The organism is Mycobacterium sp. IDUB_3, assembly GCF_055419585.1.
Map to the genome: position 1 here is coordinate 791,822 of NZ_JBVAXZ010000002.1, position 20,865 is coordinate 812,686.

Annotated in this window: 14 protein-coding genes and 1 pseudogene; 13 read left to right on the plus strand and 2 right to left on the minus strand. The window is 64.5% G+C overall.

The window, feature by feature from the left end; all coding sequences use genetic code 11:
* Positions 1–78 precede the first annotated feature (78 nt).
* The 13 genes and pseudogenes from mutA to ACZYVJ_RS24865 all read left to right on the plus strand — a co-directional run bounded on the left by mutA (position 79) and on the right by ACZYVJ_RS24865 (position 18,128).
* Positions 79–1,956, plus strand: a complete 1,878-nt coding sequence (mutA, locus tag ACZYVJ_RS24805; RefSeq protein WP_463833768.1) for a methylmalonyl-CoA mutase small subunit — start codon at positions 79–81, stop codon at positions 1,954–1,956.
* Positions 1,957–1,961: 5 nt separating this feature from the next.
* Positions 1,962–4,214, plus strand: coding sequence for a methylmalonyl-CoA mutase (gene scpA / locus ACZYVJ_RS24810; RefSeq protein ID WP_463833769.1), 2,253 nt, complete (start codon positions 1,962–1,964; stop codon positions 4,212–4,214).
* Positions 4,215–5,215 (plus strand): annotated as a pseudogene (gene meaB, locus ACZYVJ_RS24815) (methylmalonyl Co-A mutase-associated GTPase MeaB).
* Between the two features lie 52 nt (positions 5,216–5,267).
* On the plus strand, positions 5,268–6,554 hold the full coding sequence (lipL, locus tag ACZYVJ_RS24820; protein ID WP_463833770.1) for an esterase/beta-lactamase LipL: 1,287 nt from the start codon (positions 5,268–5,270) through the stop codon (positions 6,552–6,554).
* Positions 6,555–6,814: 260 nt separating this feature from the next.
* Positions 6,815–7,987 (plus strand): acyltransferase family protein, encoded by a 1,173-nt coding sequence (locus ACZYVJ_RS24825; RefSeq protein WP_463833771.1) that lies wholly within the window; start codon positions 6,815–6,817, stop codon positions 7,985–7,987.
* A gap of 398 nt (positions 7,988–8,385) precedes the next feature.
* Positions 8,386–9,300, plus strand: coding sequence for a sulfotransferase family protein (locus ACZYVJ_RS24830; protein ID WP_463833877.1), 915 nt, complete (start codon positions 8,386–8,388; stop codon positions 9,298–9,300).
* 592 nt (positions 9,301–9,892) lie between these two features.
* A complete protein-coding gene (locus ACZYVJ_RS24835; RefSeq protein ID WP_463833772.1) occupies positions 9,893–10,891 on the plus strand; it encodes a sulfotransferase family protein in 999 nt (332 codons plus the stop codon).
* Between the two features lie 182 nt (positions 10,892–11,073).
* Positions 11,074–12,177 carry an NAD-dependent epimerase/dehydratase family protein gene (locus ACZYVJ_RS24840; RefSeq protein ID WP_463833878.1) on the plus strand — a complete coding sequence of 368 codons (1,104 nt, stop codon included), beginning with the start codon at positions 11,074–11,076 and terminating at the stop codon, positions 12,175–12,177.
* A gap of 236 nt (positions 12,178–12,413) precedes the next feature.
* Positions 12,414–13,220, plus strand: a complete 807-nt coding sequence (locus ACZYVJ_RS24845) for a TylF/MycF family methyltransferase (RefSeq protein WP_463833879.1) — start codon at positions 12,414–12,416, stop codon at positions 13,218–13,220.
* Positions 13,221–13,343: 123 nt separating this feature from the next.
* Positions 13,344–14,621 (plus strand): glycosyltransferase, encoded by a 1,278-nt coding sequence (locus tag ACZYVJ_RS24850; protein WP_463833773.1) that lies wholly within the window; start codon positions 13,344–13,346, stop codon positions 14,619–14,621.
* Between the two features lie 406 nt (positions 14,622–15,027).
* A complete protein-coding gene (locus ACZYVJ_RS24855; protein ID WP_463833774.1) occupies positions 15,028–16,314 on the plus strand; it encodes a glycosyltransferase in 1,287 nt (428 codons plus the stop codon).
* 94 nt (positions 16,315–16,408) lie between these two features.
* Positions 16,409–17,212, plus strand: coding sequence for a TylF/MycF/NovP-related O-methyltransferase (locus tag ACZYVJ_RS24860; RefSeq protein WP_463833775.1), 804 nt, complete (start codon positions 16,409–16,411; stop codon positions 17,210–17,212).
* 112 nt (positions 17,213–17,324) lie between these two features.
* Complete coding sequence (locus ACZYVJ_RS24865; RefSeq protein WP_463833880.1) at positions 17,325–18,128, plus strand: TylF/MycF/NovP-related O-methyltransferase; 804 nt, start codon at positions 17,325–17,327, stop codon at positions 18,126–18,128.
* Between the two features lie 78 nt (positions 18,129–18,206).
* Here the strand turns inward: ACZYVJ_RS24865 and ACZYVJ_RS24870 are convergent, their stop codons facing one another.
* Both ACZYVJ_RS24870 and ACZYVJ_RS24875 read right to left on the minus strand, forming a co-directional pair.
* The gene (locus tag ACZYVJ_RS24870; protein ID WP_463833776.1) at positions 18,207–19,436 is read right to left on the minus strand and encodes a methyltransferase domain-containing protein; all 1,230 of its coding nucleotides are present in this window, start codon (positions 19,434–19,436) and stop codon (positions 18,207–18,209) included.
* Between the two features lie 115 nt (positions 19,437–19,551).
* Positions 19,552–20,808: a glycosyltransferase gene (locus tag ACZYVJ_RS24875; protein ID WP_463833777.1), complete on the minus strand. Its 1,257-nt coding sequence runs from the start codon at positions 20,806–20,808 to the stop codon at positions 19,552–19,554.
* Between the last annotated feature and the right edge of the window lie 57 nt (positions 20,809–20,865).

Consider the following 20,865-nt stretch of genomic DNA (forward strand, 5'->3'; position numbering starts at 1 on the left):
AGCGGTCATCAATTAGCCTCAGTAGCTAAGTGGTATCCCCAGAGCTGTAGCCCAAATGCTGGGAAAAGGGAGCAATCGGTGTCCATTGATGTACCCGAGCTCGACGACCTAGAACAGGTTCGCGGGCGTTGGCGCAGTGCGGTCGCCGGAGTGCTGGCTAAAAGCACCCGGAAGGACCCCGAGCAGTTGGGGGACGCGCCCGAGCGGCTGCTGGAAACCCCGACGTATGACGGGATTGCGATCCGCGCGCTCTACACCGCGCTCGACGAACTGCCCGAACCGCCGCTGCCGGGCGAGTGGCCTTTTGTGCGTGGCGGCGACGCGCTGCGCGACGTCAAATCCGGCTGGAAGGTGGCCGAGGCCGTCCCGGCCACCCCGGTGCCCGGCGTCGCGGCCAAGGACGTCAACTCCGCGGTGCTGGACGCGCTCGGCAACGGGGCCAGCGCGCTGGTCCTGCGGATCGGGGAGTCGGGCGTGGCGCCCGATCAGCTGCGGGACGCGCTCGAAGGCGTCTACCTGAGCATGGCGCCGCTGATCCTCGAGGCCGGTGCCGATTACCCGGCGGCCAGCGACGCGGTGCTGGCGCTGGCGGACGGCGTGGAACCCGACCAGCGCGCCACCCTGTCGATCGACCTGGGCGGCGACCCGCTGAGCGCGGCCCTGAGCGAGCGGCCCGCGCCGAAGATCGAGGACGTGGTCGCCGTGGCCAAGCGGGCCGCCGGGCACACCGGCGTGCGCGCGATCACCGTCGACGGGCCCGCGTTCCACAACCTCGGTGCCAACGCGACCTGGGAGCTGGCGGCCGGTGTCGCGGCCGCGGTGAGCTACCTGCGGGTGCTCACCGAATCGGGGTTGCCGATCGGCCAGGCGTTGCGGCAGATCAGCTTCCGGTTCGCCGCCGACGACGACCAGTTCATGACGATCGCCAAGTTCCGTGCGGCGCGCAACCTGTGGGCGCGGGTCGCCGAGGTCGTCGGTGACCCGGATGCCGGCGCGGCTGTCATGCATGCCGAGACGTCGCTGCCGATGATGACTCAGCGCGACCCGTGGGTGAACATGCTGCGCTGCACCCTGGCCGCCTTCGGCGCGGGTGTCGGTGGCGCCGACTCCCTGCTGGTGTTCCCGTTCGACGTGGCGATCGACGGTGGATTCCCGGACGTCGCAACGAGTTTCGCCCGCCGCATCGCCCGCAACACGCAGCTTCTGCTGCTCGAAGAGTCGCATGTGGGCCGCGTGTTGGACCCGGCCGGTGGCTCGTGGTTCGTCGAGGACCTCACCCGCCGCCTGGCCGAGCAGGCCTGGGAACAGTTCCAGGCCATCGAGAAGCACGGCGGATTCACCCAAGCCCGCGACTTCATCGCCGGGCAGATCGCCGAGGTGGCCGCCCGCCGCACCGACGACATCGCGCACCGCAGGACCGCGATCACCGGGGTCAACGAGTTCCCCAGCCTCGCCGAAGCGCCGCTGCCGCAAAGCGACTCGACGTATTCGCCGCTGGCCGCCGGGAAACTGGTGCGGTACGCCGCGGAGTTCGAGGCGCTGCGGGACCGGTCGGACGCCTACCTGGCCCGCACCGGCTCACGCCCGCAGGTGCTGTTGCTGCCGCTGGGGCCGTTGGCCGAGAACAACATCCGCGCGACGTTCGCCTCGAACCTGCTGGCGTCCGGCGGCATCGAGGCGGTCAACCCCGGAACGGTCGACGCCGATGGCATCGCGTCGGCGGTGACCGAGGCGGGGTCGCCATCGGCGGCGGTCATCTGCGGCACCGACAAGCGCTACGCGGACGAGGCGTCGGGCGTCGTGCAGGCGGCCCGCGACGCCGGGATCGCGCGGGTCTACCTGGCCGGCCCCGACAAGGCAGTGGCCGACGCCGAGCACCAACCGGACCAATTCCTGACCGCGAAAATCAATGCGGTCGAAGCCTTGTCGGATCTCCTCACCAGGCTGGGGGCATAGACACGATGACGACCACCGCACCCGCTGTCGGCAGTTTCGCCGACGTGCCGCTGCACAGCGAGCGGACCATTGCGCCGGCGACCGAAGCCGCCGTCGACGAACACGTGGCCGCGGCAGCGGCGGCGCACCTGTATACACCCGACCAATTGCAATGGCAGACACCGGAAGACATCGACGTCAAACCGGTCTACATCGGCGCGGACCGTGCGGCCGTCGAAGCCGACGGGTATCCGTTGCACAGCTTCCCCGGCGAACCGCCGTTCGTGCGCGGGCCCTACCCGACGATGTATGTCAACCAGCCGTGGACCATTCGGCAGTACGCCGGTTTCTCCACCGCCGCGGAGTCCAACGCCTTCTATCGGCGCAATCTGGCCGCGGGCCAGAAGGGCCTGTCGGTGGCCTTCGACCTGGCCACCCACCGCGGGTACGACTCTGATCACCCACGCGTGCAGGGTGACGTCGGAATGGCGGGTGTGGCAATCGATTCCATTCTCGACATGCGCCAGCTGTTCGACGGCATCGACCTGTCGACGGTGTCGGTGTCGATGACCATGAACGGCGCGGTGCTGCCGATCCTGGCGCTGTACGTGGTGGCCGCCGAGGAGCAGGGCGTTCCGCCGGAGAGGCTGGCCGGCACCATTCAGAACGACATCCTCAAAGAGTTCATGGTGCGCAACACCTACATCTATCCGCCCAAGCCGTCGATGCGCATCATCTCCGACATCTTCGCCTACACCAGCGCGAAGATGCCGAAGTTCAACTCCATCTCGATCTCCGGGTACCACATCCAGGAGGCCGGTGCCACAGCCGATTTGGAGCTGGCCTACACGCTGGCCGACGGGGTCGACTACATCAAGGCCGGCCTGGACGCCGAGCTGGACATCGACAAGTTCGCGCCCCGGCTGTCCTTCTTCTGGGGCATCGGGATGAACTTCTTCATGGAGGTCGCCAAGCTGCGGGCGGGCCGGCTGCTGTGGAGCGAGCTGGTCTCCCAGTTCGACCCGAAGAACGCCAAATCCCTGTCGCTGCGCACACATTCGCAGACCTCGGGCTGGTCGTTGACTGCGCAGGACGCCTTCAACAACGTCGCGCGTACCTGCATCGAGGCGATGGCCGCAACGCAGGGGCACACGCAGTCGCTGCACACCAACGCGCTCGATGAGGCGCTGGCGTTGCCCACCGACTTCTCGGCTCGCATCGCGCGCAACACCCAGCTGGTGCTGCAGCAGGAGTCGGGCACCACGCGCCCGATAGACCCGTGGGCGGGCTCGTATTACGTCGAATGGCTGACCCATCAGCTCGCGCAGCGGGCCCGCGCCCACATCGCCGAGGTCACCGAGCACGGCGGCATGGCGCAGGCCATCAGCGACGGCATCCCCAAGCTGCGCATCGAGGAGGCCGCCGCACGCACCCAGGCCCGCATCGACTCCGGGATCCAGCCGGTGATCGGGATCAACAAGTACCAGGTCGAAGAGGACCAGGAGGTCGAGGTCCTCAAGGTCGAGAACAGTCGGGTACGGGCCGAGCAGTTGGCCAAGCTGAAAGAGCTGCGGGAGAGCCGCGACCAACGGGCCGTCGAGGCTGCGCTCGCGGAGTTGTCGCGCGCGGCGGCAGCGCACGGCCGCGCGGGCGAGGACGGGCTGGGCAACAACCTGCTCGCGTTGGCCATCGACGCGGCCCGTCACAAGGCCACCGTCGGCGAGATCTCCGACGCCCTGGAGAAGGTGTATGGCCGTCACCAGGCGGAGATCCGTACTATCGCCGGGGTCTATCGCGAAGAAGCTGGAAAGGCCGGAAACATGGCAACCGCGACCGAACTCGTCGAGAAGTTCGCGGAAGCCGACGGTCGGCGCCCCAGGATTCTGGTCGCCAAGATGGGCCAGGACGGCCACGACCGCGGCCAGAAGGTGATCGCGACGGCGTTCGCCGACATCGGATTCGACGTCGACGTCGGGTCGCTGTTCTCCACGCCCGAGGAGGTGGCCCGCCAGGCCGCCGACAACGACGTGCACGTGGTCGGGGTGTCCTCGCTGGCCGCCGGCCACCTGACGCTGGTGCCCGCGCTGCGCGACGCGCTGGCCGAGGTCGGGCGGCCCGACATCATGGTGGTGGTCGGCGGCGTCATCCCGCCGGGTGACTTCGACGAGCTGTACGAGGCCGGGGCCGCCGCCATCTTCCCGCCCGGGACGGTGATCGCCGACGCCGCAATCGGCTTGCTGCACAAGCTCGCCGACCGGCTGGGTTACCCGCTCGACTAGATGGTTTCCCGACGGAACGACTCCGTGGAGCAGTTGGCCGAGGCGGTCCGCAACGGCGACCGCGCGGCGTTGCCGCGGGCCATCACGCTGCTGGAGTCCACCCGCGCCGACCATCGCGAGAAGGCGCAGCAGCTGCTGCTGGAGCTGACTCCGGACTCGGGCAACGCCTTTCGGGTCGGCATCACCGGGATCCCCGGGGTGGGAAAGTCCACCGGCATCGAGGCCCTCGGCATGCATCTGATCGAGCTGGGCCATCGAGTGGCGGTGCTGGCCGTCGACCCGTCGTCGACGCGCACCGGCGGCTCCATCCTGGGCGACAAGACCCGGATGGCGCGGCTGGCAATGCATCCGGATGCATACATTCGGCCGTCGCCGACGTCGGGCACCCTTGGCGGGGTGGCCAAGGCGACCCGCGAAACGGCGGTGCTGCTGGAGGCCGCCGGGTTCGACGTGATCCTGATCGAGACCGTTGGGGTCGGTCAGTCCGAGGTGACGGTGGCCAACATGGTCGACACCTTCGTGCTGCTCACCCTGGCGCGCGGTGGAGATCAGCTGCAGGGCATCAAAAAAGGTGTGCTGGAGCTGGCCGACATCGTCGTGGTGAACAAGGCCGACGGAGATCACCTGGCCGAGGCGCGGTCGGCCGCACGCGAGCTGTCCGGGGCGATCAGGCTGATACATCCGCGCGAAACACTGTGGCGGCCGCCCGTTCTCACGATGAGCGCGGCCGAGGGCACGGGCCTCGAGGAATTGTGGGAAACCGTCGAACGGCATCGGCGGGTCCTCAGTGAGGCGGGGGAGTTCGAGGCGCGCCGCCGGGCCCAGCTGGTCGACTGGACGTGGCAGCTGGTGCGCGACACGGTGCTGGACCGGTTGTTGTCCAGCCCGGCGGTGCGCAAGATCCGCGCTGACGTGGAGCGAAAGGTCAAGGCGGGGGAGCTAACTCCCGCGCTGGCAGCCCAGCAAATTTTGGCCGCCGCGTCAGGCTAACGGATAGGTAAATAATCTCCGATTTCGCTCCGGCCGGATGTGTAATCCAAGTAAATTCAAAGTGTGACGGTGGATACCCGAGTCGATCGCCGCGCGGTCAGTGTCTACGATGACCTTGACGCAGGTCATCGTGTGTCCGGCGCGGCGGACTCACACTTCGGTTGCGTCGTTCGTAGTTTCGCCAGCATGTTCCCGGGCCGCCGGTTCGGTGGCGGGGCATTGGCCGTCTATGTCGACGGCCAGCCCGTCGTCGACGTCTGGACGGGTTGGGCCGACCGGGGCGGCCAGCGGCCATGGACGGAGAACACCGCCCCGATGGTTTTCTCGGCGACCAAAGGGATGGCCGCCACGGTCATCCACCGGCTCGCTGACCGCGGGTTGATCGACTACGAGGCTCCCGTCGCCGAATACTGGCCCGAATTCGCGGCCAACGGCAAGGCCGACATGACCGTGCGCCAGGTGATGCGGCACCAGGCCGGGCTGTCGGGACTGCGGGGCGCCACCAAGGAAGAACTGCTCGATCACGTCGTGATGGAGGGGAAACTGGCCGCTGCCGCTCCCGGACGGCTGATGGGCAAATCGGCGTACCACGCGCTGACTTTCGGCTGGCTAATGTCGGGCCTCGGCCGGGCCGTGACCGGTAAAGGCATGGCCACGCTGATCCGCGAGGAACTCGCCGAGCCGCTGGGTACCGACGGTCTGCACCTCGGCCGGCCGCCGGCTGAGTCGCCGACGCGGGCCGCCGAGATCATCGGCCCGCAAAGCATGATCAGAAACCCTGTTGTCAGCTACGTGACTCGCAAGGTCGCCAACGAGATGTCCGGGGCATACCGGTCGATGTACTTCAAGGGCCTGATCGCCGCCGTCCAGGGTGACACCCCGTTGCTGGACGCCGAGATTCCGGCTGCCAACGGCGTTGCCACAGCGCGCGGCCTGGCACGGATGTACGGAGCCATCGCCAATGGCGGCGAGGTTGACGGCATCCGATTCCTCTCCCGCGAACTGGCCGCGGGTCTGACCGGTGAGCGGAGCCTGCGGCCGGACCGAAACATCTTCGTGCCGTTGGCTTTCCACCTGGGCTATCACAGTTTGCCGATCGGGAGTGTGATGCCCGGCTTCGGTCATGTCGGGCTGGGTGGTTCAGTCGGGTGGGCCGACCCCGCCTCGGGGGTGGCGTTCGCGCTGGTGCACAACCGACTGCTGACACCCTTCGTGATGACCGATCACGCGGCGTTCGTGGGCATTTACGCGCTGATCCGCAGGGCCGCGGAGCAGACGCGCAAAAGCGGATTCCGGCCGGTCACCGAGTTCGGCGCACCGTTCTACGAGCCGGGGGCCGTCGCCCTCTGATGCCGTAACATAACCACTGTGCTTAATTCGACGACCGGATCCGAATAAGCGGAGTTGGTTGCCCTGGTGCGATTGATTTGCGGGCAATGTACTCTGTCCGGATGTTTGCCCCGTCTATTTCCGTGCATTCTCGCGGCATTGCCGCAGAATGCCGGCGGGTCTTCCGCGCTCTGGGGGCGCGCTGATGGCCGGGCGGCGATATTGGCATCCAGGAAAACGGCAAACTCAGTTCGCCTGGTTGAACGCATCGGAACCCCCAGATGAGTGCGCACCCAGAAGTTTCCGGCCCCGACCCGACCGCCAACCGCCGGCCAAGGCGGCCCAGGGCGGCAGGTCCGAGGCTCGCGCAGGTATTCGACACACGGAATAACGCGCTCAACGTCTGGCGCCTGGTGCTGGCATCGGGCGTCATCCTGGAACACTCCTGGCCGCTGACCGGCCGCAAGTTGCACCCCCCGGTCGAGCAGCTGCTCACCCAGGGGTGGGTCGACGGGTTCTTCGTCATCTCTGGATTCCTCATCACGTCGAGCTGGGTCCGCAACCCGCGACTCCGCGAGTACGTCGTGGCGCGCGTTCTGCGCATCTTTCCGGGGCTGTGGGTCTGCCTGGCCGTGGTGGCCTTCGTCATCGCCCCCATCGGGGTGGCGATCCAAGGGGGCTCGGCGATCAGGTTGCTGCTGTCTCCCGCGCCGATCACCTACCTGCTGAACAACGCCGTACTGAACGTGTACCACGCCGGCATCGATGGAACGCCGAAGAATGTCCCGTTCCCCGGAGTGTGGGACGGCGTGCTGTGGACCCTCATATTCGAATTCTTCTGCTATATCGCCGTCGCAGTCGCGGGCGTGGCCGGGCTTGTCAACCGAAGATGGCCAGCTCCAATACTTTTCACGCTGTTCCTGGTGGCCGCAGTGCTAGTGTCCTACCCCGTAAACACGGTGCCGACGCTTATCCAGATGGTGACGCGGTTCGCCCTGGTGTTCGCGGCGGGTGCGGTTCTGCACGAGTTCCGGGACGTGATCCCCGCTCGGTGGTCACTGGTCGCATTGAGCGCCGTCATCGTCCTGGTGACAGGTTTGCTGGTGCCCAACTATCGGATACTCGCCGCGCTTCCGCTGGCCTACGCCGTCGTCGTTTCAGGCGCGCTGCTGCACAACAAACGCCTGCGGTTGCGGACCGACCTTTCCTATGGCGTCTACATCTACGCGTGGCCGATGCAGCAATTGCTGGTCATCTGCGGGCTCGGCTTCTTGCCTCCGCTGGCATTCGCGGTCGTCGCCGCCATCGCCACCCTGCCGCTGGCCGCGCTCAGCTGGTTCCTGGTGGAGAAGCGCGCGCTGTCGCTCAAATCGCGCTTCAAGCGCCGAGCGCGCGGATGGGCTGACACGGGCGTTGGCGCTCCGCCGGCCGCGGACGCCGTCTCGGCCGAGTAACTCAAGGGTTCCGCGCCGCGACGGCTACAAACGCCGCCCGCTCCTGTGCCGCGAATCCGGCAATTTCGCAAATAATCCGCAACCCTCAATCTCACCTTTATGCGGAGACATTGGAAAAGCACCGGATTGACGATCTCTGACCTGCGAATTGACGTTGCCGAAGGCGTGATTCGAATCGCCGGTTTCATCGCCGAAACAAGTAATTGAACATCGCGCGCGAAATTGCAAAGTCATGCATAATGACCCGAGATCCGGGGGCCCGCCAGTGCGAACTGAAAGGTATGGGTTCCGCGATGACGCCTGCCCGGACGAGCCAATCCGCCGAAAGCGCCGACCTGCCGGCGCGCCCCGCCCAACCGGGAACCACTGTCCGTCCCGTGGCGCTGTTCGTGCTGGGCATGGCGCGGTCGGGGACGTCCGCGCTGACCCGGGTGCTGTCGCTGTGCGGGAGCACGCTGCCGGCCGGGATGTGCGGCGCCGACGGGAACAACCCGCGCGGTTATTGGGAACCACGCGCGGCCATCATGCTCAACGAGGCGATCCTGCGTCGCCACGACAGCAACTGGTACGACCCGACGATGCGGCTGCAATCCGAGCTTGCGTTCGGCGCCGAGGAGAAGGCCGCTTGCATTGCGGAGATCACCGCCTACCTGGGCACGCTGCCCGCGGCGCCGGTGGTGGTGATCAAAGAGCCGAGGATTACCGCGCTCTCCGAACTCTGGTTCGAGGCGGCGCGCCAGGTCGGCTTCGACGTCGCCGCGGTCATCGCGGTGCGTCACCCCCAAGAGGTCGTTGCCTCGGCCGCGAAGTACGTGCAAACCTCGCCGGAGCTCTCGAGCGCCTTATGGCTCAAATACAACCTGCTGGCCGAGCGGCACACCCGCGGTACGCCGCGTGTGTTCGTCGACTACGCCAACCTGCTCGACGACTGGCACCGAGAGGTCAAGCGCATCGCCATGACGCTCGAAATCGATCTCGACACCGCCGGAGAGGGTGCGATCGAGGAGTTTCTCAGTCCCGATCTTCGTCGCCAGAGATACCGCGGCCCGGTGGCCGACCACTTCGGTAGCGACTGGATCTCCGCGGTCTACGAAGCACTGCGCGGGGCCGCGCAGGACGATCCGCTGCACGAATCGACACTCGATCGGGTTTTCGAGTCGTATCAGGCCGGCGAGCGTGATTTCCGCATGGCCTTCGCCGAATTCCACACGCGAACCAACAGCGTGGTCCGCCGGGTGTTCAGGCCGTTCATCGTCAAGCCGATCCTGGAGGTCGCCGCGATGGTGCATCGACGCAGGGGAGCCTGGGCTTAGGGAAGGCGTCGCACTGGTCAGCGTCGTCGTGTCCACCAAAACTTTTGGTCTCCGGCGCGGTTCGCGCACGGCGGCTGAGGTTGTTTGTTAGAGTAACCATTCTGTGTTCGGAGGAATGCACGGCCGAACTGTGGAAGGCCGCGGCATAGGTCTGCGGATATGGCTTACCGGGCTCGCTGATGCAATTCGCGCCGGGCATCACAACCGCTGTCGTCATGGCGATCTGCGCGTTGTCATCCAAAAGTTAAGTAAACGAAACGGATTCGTAAAACTAGTGTCCTGATCCGTGGGGCCCGGCTATAGTCCTTAGCGGGCGCAATGATCCGATGAAACTGACCCGGGGGCGAAGTTGACGGTCGCAAGTCAGAGCTGACTCCGCATGAGGAGTTCGGTAAGTAATCTCCTCGTTTTGCCAAAGATGTTGATGCGGCCGCGATTTAGGCCCTTGACTTCGCGGTGCGCACAATCGGGTTGGCTCCGGTGATTGTTGCGCGCCAGTCGGACGAGCCTGCATCAGATCGGAAACGCATGAATATCAAGAGAATTCCCGAAGCTGGTTAGACGCCCGAGAAGTGAAAGGTTCGGATTCGCGATGAGATTGTCCCGGACGAGCAAACCAGCCGACACCGCCTCCAATTCCTTCGGCACCCGTCCGGTTGTGTTGTTCGTGCTCGGGCCGCAGCGGTCCGGAACCTCGGCGCTCACCCGGGTGCTCTCGCTGTGCGGCGGCACCCTTCCGGCTGCGATGTTGGGCGCCGACGCGAACAATCCGCTCGGCTACTGGGAACCGCGGGCAGCCATTTCGCTGAACGAGACAATCCTGCGCCGGCTCGGGACCAATTGGTACGACCCGTCATTGCGGTTTCTGGACGACGGCGCGGTCGATTCCGGCCAGAGCAAGGCCTGCGTCGCGAAGATCGCGGCGTATCTGTCCACCCTGCCCGCGGCGCCCCTGGTGGTGATCAAGGAGCCCAGGATCACCACCCTGTCTGACTTGTGGTTCGAGGCGGCGCGTCAGGCGGGATTCGACCTCGCGTCGGTCATCGCCGTACGTCATCCGCAGGAGGTCATCTCCTCGATTGTGAAGTCCTGGCACGTCTCTCCAGCGCTCGCGAGTGCCTTGTGGCTGAAATGCAACATCCTCGCTGAGCGGAACACTCGCGGCGTGCCGCGCGTATTCGTCGATTACGCGAACCTTCTCGATGACTGGCGCCGGGAAATGAAGCGGATTTCCACCGAGCTGACGGTCGAACTGCTTACCCAGGACGAGGACGCTATCGAGGAGTTCCTCACCCCCGGTCTGCACCGCCAACGGCACTGCGGGCCGGTGACCGACCTTTTCGGCGCCGATTGGATCTCGTTGGTCTACGAAGCGTTACGCGAGGCCGCCCAGGACGATCCGCTCGACATGTCAACGTTGGACCGTGTTTTCGCGTCCTACCGGGAAAGTGAGCGGGATTTCCGTAAGGCGTTCGAGGACTTTCACGGGTTATCGAATAGCGTGCTGTTCCGTGTCTTCCGGCCAGTCATCGCACGCCCGGTGATGGAGGTCCTTGCAATGGCGCATCGGCACCGGGGTACTTGGGCCTAGCCTGTCTCTCCTGCTCGTTTCGCGCGCTTGGTGCGAATTCGCTGCCCCGTCGGTCCGCTTCGCAGAATCCTCTGATGCCGCCGACGGTCCCCGATATGATCGACCGGACCGCGCGGCGATGCGTGCCGGTTGCGTAATTTCCTCTGCACACGAAAGAAAGGCGTCGATTCTTGTCAGCGTCCGTGCTCATCAGTGGTGGGGCAGGATTCATCGGGTCGGCGCTCTCACACCGTCTCGTCGAGGCCGGATGCGACGTCGCGGTGATGGACGTCTTGCATCCCCAGGTGCACGGCGGCGGCCGCCCGATCGAGCTGCCGCCAACCGTGCGGCTGTTCACCGGCGACGTCACCCATGCGCCCGACTGGGACGCCGTGTTGCGGTTGTTCCGCCCTTCCCAAGTCGTCCATCTGGCGGCCGAGACCGGAACCGCACAGTCGCTGTCCGAGGCGACACGCCACGGCTCGGTGAATGTCGTTGGAACCACTCAGCTTCTTGACGCCCTGAGCCGCTCGGGAATCGTGCCCGAGCAACTGGTCTTGGCGTCGTCCCGGGCGGTCTACGGCGAGGGCGCCTGGCAATCCGGCGCGCAGATCTTCTACCCGAAACCCCGCAGCCACGCACAACTGCTCGCCGGTGTCTGGGATCCGCAGGGGCCGACGGGCGAACAGGCGGTGCCGCTGCCGAGCCGCGCCGACCGAACGGAGCCCCGGCCCACCAACGTGTACGCGGCGACCAAGCTGGCCCAGGAGCACCTGTTAGCCGCCTGGACGGCCGCGCACGACACCAATCTCAGCGTGCTGCGGCTGCAAAATGTCTATGGCCCCGGCCAGTCACTGACCAATTCGTACACCGGGATCGTCGCGCTGTTCGCGCGGTTGGCGCGGCAGGGGCTTGCGCTGGAGGTGTACGAGGACGGCCGGATTGTGCGCGACTTCGTCTACATCGACGCCGTCGTCGACGCCCTCTTCGCCGCCGTGCAGCGGCCCGCGACGCAGCCGCGCTGCCTCGACATCGGGTCCGGCAGCGCCACCACCATCCACGAGCTGGCCAACAAGATCGCCGCCATGTGCGGCGCCCCCGAACCGACCGTCGTCCCGAAATTCCGCGACGGCGACGTGCGCGCCGCGAGTTGCGACATCGAGCCGGCGCAGGCCGAGCTGGGTTGGCATCCGAAGGCCACACTCGACGAGGGTCTGGGCGCGCTGCTTGAGTGGATCGGCGAGCAACCCGAGGCTCCGGCGAACGAATCGGGCCCTGCCGCCGTCGAACACGCCGGGCGCCGCTAAGGGCGTCGTCCCGCCCATCCAGCAGCCGAGGCCGCGCAAATTTAACGCCTATGATGGTTGCTACTGCCCGGTAGGGCAGGGATGGTCACCCGGTAGCGGGGGCAGGTCAAGGAGGCCGGGCAGGCGAGCTAGTTGGACAAATGCGACATGCGTTGACGGCCTCGACGTGGTCGAGCGCATCACCGCCAGTACTTCATCTGAACTAAGGGGCACCCTTGACCGTTACCGATCGCGACATGCGATCTCCCTTTCTAGACACCCGTTCCGCCTACCTTGAGCTGCTGCGACGCAATCTCACCCGATACGGCAGCGACGAGCTGGTGCCGGTCGGCTGGCATCACCTCGGGCGTCCCCTCTTCAGCACCCGCAATCTGCTGCTCGTGCGCAAGCGCCCGTTCAACAAGCAGGCGCGTGATCTCGGCCTGGACTGGCCGGCGGATGCCTTGACGATGATCGGCATGAAACGGCTGACCAGTTTGCAGAACTGCGTCGAGACGGTCCTGAAGGACGACGTTCCCGGCGATCTCGTCGAGTGCGGTGTGTGGCGGGGTGGGGCATCGATCTTGATGCGCGCCGTGTTGTCGGCGTATGGCGATGAGAAGCGATCCGTGTGGCTGTGCGATTCGTTCGAAGGGGTGCCGCCGCCAGACACCGAACACTACGAGGCGGACAAGGGCATCAAGTTGCATCGCGCCGCCGGCGTGCTGGCGATACCCCAGGAGCAAGTCAAGGCGAATTTCGAGCGCTATGGGTTGCTCGATGACCAGGTTCGTTTTGTTCCGGGCTGGTTCAAGGACACCCTGCAGGACGCCCCGATCGAACGCATTTCGGTGTTGCGGCTGGACGGCGACCTTTATGAGTCGACAATTCAGGCGCTCGATGCGCTCTACCCGCGGCTGTCGCCCGGGGGCTTTTGCATCATCGACGACTACCACGCCATCGCCGCATGCCGTCAGGCGGTGACGGACTACCGTACGCAACATGGCGTGACCGCCGAGATCGAGGAGATCGACGGCACCGGCGTGCTGTGGCGCAAGCGATGAGGCGCACCTGCGCTTAGTTCGTCCTCGAGGTAGTCGCGCAAACCGGTGCTGTGGAGTTTCGTCGATATTTACAGTGATGTCGGTGCTTCAAATGATGGCGCAACCGAAGGGCGTGGATTCGCGATGAAATGTGTGCTGGCCAGTTATGGGACGCGCGGTGATATCGAGCCTTCCTTGGTGGTGGCGCGCGAACTGCAACGCCGCGGGCACGACATGGTCATGGCAGTCCCGCCCGACTCGGTCAGCTTCACCGAGGCCGCGGGGCTGACGGCAGTCCCGTATGGGCTGGAATCGCAGGCCTGGCTCGACGTGTATCGCGACTTCTGGACATCGTTCTTCCGCGGCTTCTGGAAGATCCAGGAAATGCGTGGCATGTGGCGCGAGATGTGGGATCTCAGCGACCAGTGCTGGGCGCAGATGAACACCACGCTGATGTCGTTGGCGGACGGAGCCGACCTGGTGTTCGCGGGGCAGAGTTACCAGGAGCCGGCCGCCAACGTCGCCGAGTACTACGACCTTCCGTTGGCCACGCTGCATCACGTGCCCATGCGGCCCAACGGCCAAGTCGTCTCGATCCTGCCGTCGCCGCTGGCCCGCTCGGCGATGACGGCGTTCGATTGGTTCTGTTGGCGCCTGAACAAAAAGGTCGAGGACACCCAGCGCCGAGAACTGGGGCTGCCGAAGGCAAAAGGACCGTCGCCGCAGCGCATCGCCAACCGTGAATCGCTGGAAATCCAAGCGTACGACGAGGTTTGCTTCCCCGGTCTGGCCGCCGAGTGGGCGAAATGGGATGGCCTGCGGCCCTTCGTCGGCCCGCTGACGATGGAGTTGACCACCGAAGCCGACGACGAGGTGATGTCCTGGATTCGTGGCGGGACCCCGCCAATCTTTTTCGGCTTCGGCAGCATGCCGGTCGAATCCCCGGCCGACACCGTCGAAATGATCAGCTCGGCGTGCGCGCAGCTGGGGGAGCGGGCGCTGATCGCCGCCGGCCGTAGCGACTTCAGCGGCGTGACCCATGCCGATCACGTCAAAGTGGTGGGCCCGGTCAACTACGCGACGATATTTCCCGTGTGTCGCGCGGTGGTTCACCACGGCGGTTCGGGCACCACGGCGGCGAGCCTGCGTGCTGGGGTTCCCACGCTGATTCTGTCGATGGACGCCAATCAGACAATCTGGGGAGCTCAGCTCAAACGATTGAAAGTTGGTACCACGCGGCGGTTTTCGGCAACGGACCGGGAATCCTTGGGGGAGGACCTGCGCCGGATCCTGGCCCCGGACTACGCTGCGCGCGCCCGCGAGATCGCTGCCCGGATGACCAAGCCGGCCGACAGCGTCGTCAAGGCCGCCGATGTCGTGGAGAATTTCGTCAGCTCGCGCAGCCGCACCCGTTCCAGCTAGCCCGTCACAGTCTGTTGTACAGGGCGAATAGCTGATTCAGCTATCGAAATGGGGGCGTGCGCAGCTATCCGGACCGACTTTGATTTTCCTGAGACACAATGTCAATCGTCTGGCAGACTTACGTAAAATCAGGCGACGACGCTGGGGGCACAGCCATACCGTCCCAGAGTTGTCATACTTCTACGGTCGGGGGAAGGGCCGATGAGGTTGGGTTTGTCGCACTCGACTGCACCGGTGCGTTCTTACGGTCTAGTTTGGCTTCGGGCTGCCAAATCCATTGCGCAACAACTACATACAATGTCTCTGACCGAATCGCAGGGCCAGTGGCGAGCCGCAGGTTACCGAGCGAAAACGCCGCAGTCAAAGTTGCCCATGCCGTCAGAGATTGATTAAGGTATTAATCGCGATGAAATTTGCTGTGGCAAGCTATGGGACGCGTGGGGATATAGAACCTTGCCTCACCATCGGTCGTGAGTTGATGCGACGCGGCCATTCGGTACGGATGGCCGTCCCGCCCAATCTCGTGGGCCTGGCCGAAGCGGCCGGACTTCCGGCGATCGGCTACGGGCCGGATATGCACGACTTTTGGAGCGACGAGTTCATCCGGGACTTCTGGAAGAACTTCGTCAGGGGACCGATCAGCCTAATGCGCGAAGCCTGGGAACCGGTGCTGCGGAACTGGCAGGAAATGAGCTCGGCGCTGATGTCGGTGGGCGCCGGTGCCGATTTGCTGTTCAGCGGCCAGCTTTACCAGGATTTGGCCATCAACGTCGCCGACTACTACGGCATTCCGATGGCCACGCTGCACTACATCCCGATGCGACCCAACGGCAAACTCCTTCCGAAGGTGCCCGGCCCCTTGGTTCGGACCGGGATGTCGATATACGACTGGATGTGCTGGCGGATGAACAAGAAGGCCGAGGATCGGCAGCGCCGCGAGCTCGGGCTGCCGACCGCCACGGTCGCCTCACCGCGACGCATCGCCGAACGCGGTTCGCTGGAGATTCAGGCCTACGACGACGTCTGCTTCCCCGGGCTTGCCGACGAATGGGCGAAGTGGGGCACTCAGCGCCCGTTCGTCGGTTCGCTGACCATGGAACTGACGACGGACTCCGATGACGAGACCCTGTCGTGGATCGCCCAGGGAACCCCGCCGATTTGTTTCGGTTTCGGCAGCATGCCGGTCGCCGAGACTCCCGCCGATACGGTCCGGATGATCGGCGCCGCCTGCGCGGAGCTGGGGGAGCGCGCCCTGATCTGTTCCGGCTGGAGCGACTTCAGCGACGTCCCCCAGTTGGAGCACGTCAAGGTCGTCGGCGTGGTCAACTACACGAAGATCTTCCCCGCCTGCCGTGCCGTCGTGCACCACGGCGGATCAGGCACCACGGCGGCAGGCCTGCGCGCCGGCGTTCCCACGCTGATTCTTTGGACGGCGGGTGATCAGCCGATGTGGGGGTCTCACGTCAAGCAGCTGAAGGTGGGCACGTCCCGGCGGTTCTCGGCCACCACGCCCGAATCCCTGGTCGCGGACCTGCGAAAGATCCTGGCGCCGGAGTACCTCACTCGTGCCCGTGAGCTTTCGACGCGGATGAGCAAACCCGCCGAGAGCGCTGGTCACGCCGTCGATCTGCTGGAAGAGTTCGCTCGCTCGGGGCGTTGCGTCCCGGGCACTCCCGCGGAGCGAAGTCGCTGAGCGGGGCAACCGATACACTGCGAAACGCATTAACGGCGTCCACGCGGCGTCTAGGCTCTACCGGTACTACTGGCTTGCGGATTAAGGGGCAGTTTTGGCCGTGACCGATCACGACACGCGGTTTGCATACCTCGACCTGCTCCGGCGTGACCTCACCAGGTATGGCAGCGACGAGCTGGTGCCGGTCGGGTTATACCGCCTGGGCCGACCGCTGTTCAGTACCCGCAACTTGATGCTCGTGCGGAAACGTCCGTTCAACAAGCAGGCGCGTGATCTCGGCCTGGACTGGCCGGCGGATGCCCTGACGATGATCGGCATGAAGCGGCTGACCAGTTTGCAGAACTGCGTCGAGACGGTGCTGGAAGAAGACGTGCCCGGCGACCTGGTCGAGTGCGGTGTGTGGCGCGGCGGCGCCTCCATCCTGATGCGTGCCGTGCTGGCGGCCCACGGGGACGAGAAGCGGACCGTGTGGCTGTGCGATTCGTTCGCCGGAGTGCCGCCCCCGGACACCGTCAATTACAAGGCGGATAAAGGGATTAGGCTGCACCGTCACGCACGCATCCTGGGTGTGCCGCAAGATCACGTCAAGGCGAATTTCGAGCGCTATGGGTTGCTCGATGACCAGGTTCGTTTTGTTCCGGGGTGGTTCAAGGACACCCTGCAGGACGCCCCGATCGATCGCATTGCGGTATTGCGGCTGGACGGCGATCTCTATGAGTCGACGATTCAGGCGCTCGATGCGCTCTACCCGCGGCTGTCGCCCGGGGGCTTTTGTATCGTCGACGACTACCACGCGATCAAGGCGTGCGCGCAGGCCGTGACCGACTACCGTACACAGCATGGCGTGACTTCAGAGATCGTCGAGATCGACGGTACCGGCGTGCTGTGGCGCAAGTGAGATAGCTGAAACCCTAGGTGTACGAAACGGTTTGCCCTCTAGCGAGGGATGGTCGAAGCACGATCATGGCGCTCCCGTCGCGTTTCCCCGGGACGCCGTGCGCGCCGATGTTATGGTTGCCGCCGTGGCAACAGGGCTGACAGCTGGCACCCGCCTCAGGATGTGGTGGGTGCGCACCGAATACTGGCTCGCGCGTACGCTTCTGCCTGACGTCTACGCCAACGACGCGTTGATCACGTTCAACAATTTCCACGGCTTCCTCGACGATCCCGACTTCCAGCGCGCCTACCGGCGCGGTGCCAAATCCCTCGGCAACGAGGACTGGTACCAGTGGCAATGGCGCGTGCACGTTGGTCTGTGGGCCGCGGCGAGCGCCAGCCAGCTCGAGGGCGATTTCGTCGAGTGTGGCGTCAGTTACGGCTTTTTGAGCAGCGCCATCATGGAATACCTGGACTGGGATCGGCTGGGCAAGACGTTCTACCTGCTCGACACCTTCGCCGGGCTTGACCCGCGGTTCGTCTCCGACGCGGAACGCCAGGCCGGGGCGCTGGAGACGAGCGAGGGGCACCTCCGCAACGGGATGTACGTCAACGGAGTCGACGGCGTCCGCGCGAATTTCGCGCAGTGGAAAAACCAGCGCATCATCGTGGGCGCCGTCCCGGAAACACTCGAGCAGGTCGAGGCGACGTCGGTGGCCTACCTGCACATCGACATGAACTGCGCGCCCCCCGAAGTGGCTGCGCTGCGCTACTTTTGGCCGCGCCTCACCCCCGGCGCTTTTGTGCTGCTGGACGACTACGCGAATCGCGGACGCGACGAGCAGCGCATCGCCATGGATGAGGTTGCCGGCGAGCTGGGCGTGAAGATCTGCTCGTTGCCCACCGGCCAGGGCCTGCTCATCAAACCAGCGCGCTGAGATCTGGCTTCCGGCCTGGCGCGAAGGACTGTGGCGACAGTTGAAAGCTTGGATGTAGAACGACCCGGGCGTAAATGGTCAGACGAGACGAACGTCTTGCGGCGCATACAGTATCCAGCGCCCACCGTTCTCGTGAAACAAGTGCTCCTTCGTCATGATTTCATCAGCATGGTTCCATGCGAACAGCAATGCGTAATCGGGATAGGGATGGGAAAACGCTTCGGGCGAGCACACCGGAACATTTGAGCCGGGCGCGAGGCAACCCTGCTTCTCCGGGGTGGAATCGCACACCATCGGGATAAGATCGGGGCCGATGTGACAGAAGTTCATCACCGTGGCGCTTCTCGAGGTGGCACCATAGCCAACGATGCGTTTGCCGTCGGACCGTAGGTTACGCAGAAGGGCGAGAAGGTTCGCGCGGATGCGTTCGATGTTGGCAGTGAACCGCTCGAACGTCGCGTCTTCAGAAATTCCTTCTGCCCTTTCCTGCGCCAAGAATTCGGCGACGTTGACGGCGGCATGCCTGGTGCCGGCGCGGGCAAGGGTGTAACGAATGGAACCTCCGTGTAATGGAAGATGCTGGGCGTCGATCAACTCGAGGCCGAAACGAGCTGCCAATGATTGCACGGAGCGGACGGAGAATAGATAGATGTGCTCGTCGTAGATCTGATCGAAGTAGACGCACTTTTGGATGTCACCGAGATAGCGGTCCTCGACTACGAATAATCCGTCCGGTGCAAGCAGCAAATCGACTCCACGAAATATTGAGTCGAGATCGGAAATATGGCTGATCGTGTTCGCCGAATAGACGACGTTGGCCGGCCCATGCTCATCGCGGATTTGGCCGGCTGTTAACTCGTTGAAGAAGTCCGTGTGTACGGAGATACCATGCGCACGGGCGACATCGACCGCGCTAGCGGCCGGGTCCACCCCCAAATGTCGAATCCCTGCGTTGCATAGTGTTTTCAGCATAACGCCGTCGTTGCAGCCGATCTCAACTATGAACGGCTCCTCTGGTCCGTTTGCGCACATCTGAATAATGTGGTGGGCAACGTCCTCGCCATGCCTGCGAATCAGGGCGGAACCGGAGGCGCGATAGGGATAATCCACGCGATACATTTCGTTTGGCGGGACCTCGTTTAGCTGCTGGACCATCGTGCAAGACGCACAGATGCCGACTTCAAGTTGATAAAACGGCACCTTAGCGGTCTCTTCGGGCTTGACGAAAGCATTCGAGACCGGCTGGCGCCCGAGGTCGAGGATCTTTTGAAGAGCTCCGCCGCAGAGCCGGCAACTGCGCTCGGTCACCGCGGCCCCCTGTCTCGAATGTGACTGGACTTGTCCAGCGTAAACCTCGATTGAAGGCGCTAAACCTCTTCTGCGTGTTCCACGCACTATTTCGCCGGAATGCTGCCGTCGTTGTCTACTTAATCGATCTCCGGCGGACTGCATCTTCTAGAAGGTTCGCAACGGTGGCTGCGCTTTCGGCGGGTTTAGTCATCCGGCTGGCGAGCTCGAGAGCACGAGCGGCGTACTGGGGAGCCAGGATGGTGCGTAAGTCGGCGACCAGAGATTCTTGGGTGGTGGCCGAAAAGCGTCGCGCAGTCCCAACCTTGAGCCGTTTAACTTGGGCTCCCCAATACGGCTGATCTCCCGAACTCCAGAGAATCAGCGTAGGGGTCCCCGCGCGCAGGCTCGCGGCCGTGGTGCCCGCACCGCCATGGTGAACGGCCGCACGGCAGGCGGGAAAGACAGTCGCGTAATTTACCGTACCGACTACTTTGACATGATCGAAATGCGGTACGTCGCTGAAGTCGGTGCCGCCGAAGCAGATTAGCGCCCGCTCGCCCAACCGTGCACAAGCCGCGCTGATCATTTCGACCGTGGCGGCGGGGGATTCGAGCGGTATGCTCCCGGAGCCGAAGCAAATTGGGGCTGTTCCTGAGGAAATCCACGACGTGACGTCGTCGTCGCCGTCCGTCGGCAATTCCATCGTCAGGGCGCCGACGAAGGGACGACGGTTACCCCATTTCGCCCATTCGTCAGCCAGCCCGGGGAAACACGCCTCGTCGTAGGCCTGTATTTCCAGCGACCCGCGTTCGGCCATCCGTCGCGGCGAGGAACGTACTGCTTTCGACAAGCCGAGTTGCTGCCGCTGAACGTTCTCGGCTTTTTTCGTCGAACGCCAGAACAGCCACTCGACCATCCTCATCGTCGAGCGGACTACAGGCGATGGCATACTCGGGAGAAGCTGGCCATTAGCTCGCATGGGGTAGTGGTGTAGCGCGGCCAACGGAATGTCGTAGTACTCAGCGACATTCGCGGCAGGTTGTTCGAAATTCAAGCCGGTGGACAATAGGTCGGCCCCGTCCGCCAGCGACTTCAATGTCGTGCTTGCGTCGCTCCAGTACCGGATGATGGGCTCCCATACTTTGAGCACCTGCTTGACCGGATTACGGAAAAAGTCCGCCCACATGTTGCGAAGGAATTCCTCGTCTAAAAATTCCTGCACTTTCGGCCCGTACGGAACCGCAGCAAGCCCCGCCGACTCCACGAAGCTGACAAGCTCGGGCGGGACGGCCATGCGAACTTCATGCCCTCTGCGCAGCAGTTCAAGGCCAACGGCAGCAGCCGGTTCGATGTCGCCACGAGTTCCATAGCTCGCCAGGGCAAACTTCACAACACATCCTGCCTTCCAGTTGGCCTGCGTGTAGGCAACGACGGGGCCATTATTGCC

Coding starts and splice junctions, on each gene's coding strand:
- scpA (WP_463833769.1), top strand. CDS start 1,962: ATGACGACCACCGCACCCGCTGTCGGCAGTTTCGCCGACGTGCCGCTG.
- ACZYVJ_RS24825 (WP_463833771.1), top strand. CDS start 6,815: ATGAGTGCGCACCCAGAAGTTTCCGGCCCCGACCCGACCGCCAACCGC.
- ACZYVJ_RS24830 (WP_463833877.1), top strand. CDS start 8,386: ATGGCGCGGTCGGGGACGTCCGCGCTGACCCGGGTGCTGTCGCTGTGC.
- ACZYVJ_RS24835 (WP_463833772.1), top strand. CDS start 9,893: ATGAGATTGTCCCGGACGAGCAAACCAGCCGACACCGCCTCCAATTCC.
- ACZYVJ_RS24845 (WP_463833879.1), top strand. CDS start 12,414: ATGCGATCTCCCTTTCTAGACACCCGTTCCGCCTACCTTGAGCTGCTG.
- ACZYVJ_RS24850 (WP_463833773.1), top strand. CDS start 13,344: ATGAAATGTGTGCTGGCCAGTTATGGGACGCGCGGTGATATCGAGCCT.
- ACZYVJ_RS24855 (WP_463833774.1), top strand. CDS start 15,028: ATGAAATTTGCTGTGGCAAGCTATGGGACGCGTGGGGATATAGAACCT.
- ACZYVJ_RS24865 (WP_463833880.1), top strand. CDS start 17,325: ATGGTTGCCGCCGTGGCAACAGGGCTGACAGCTGGCACCCGCCTCAGG.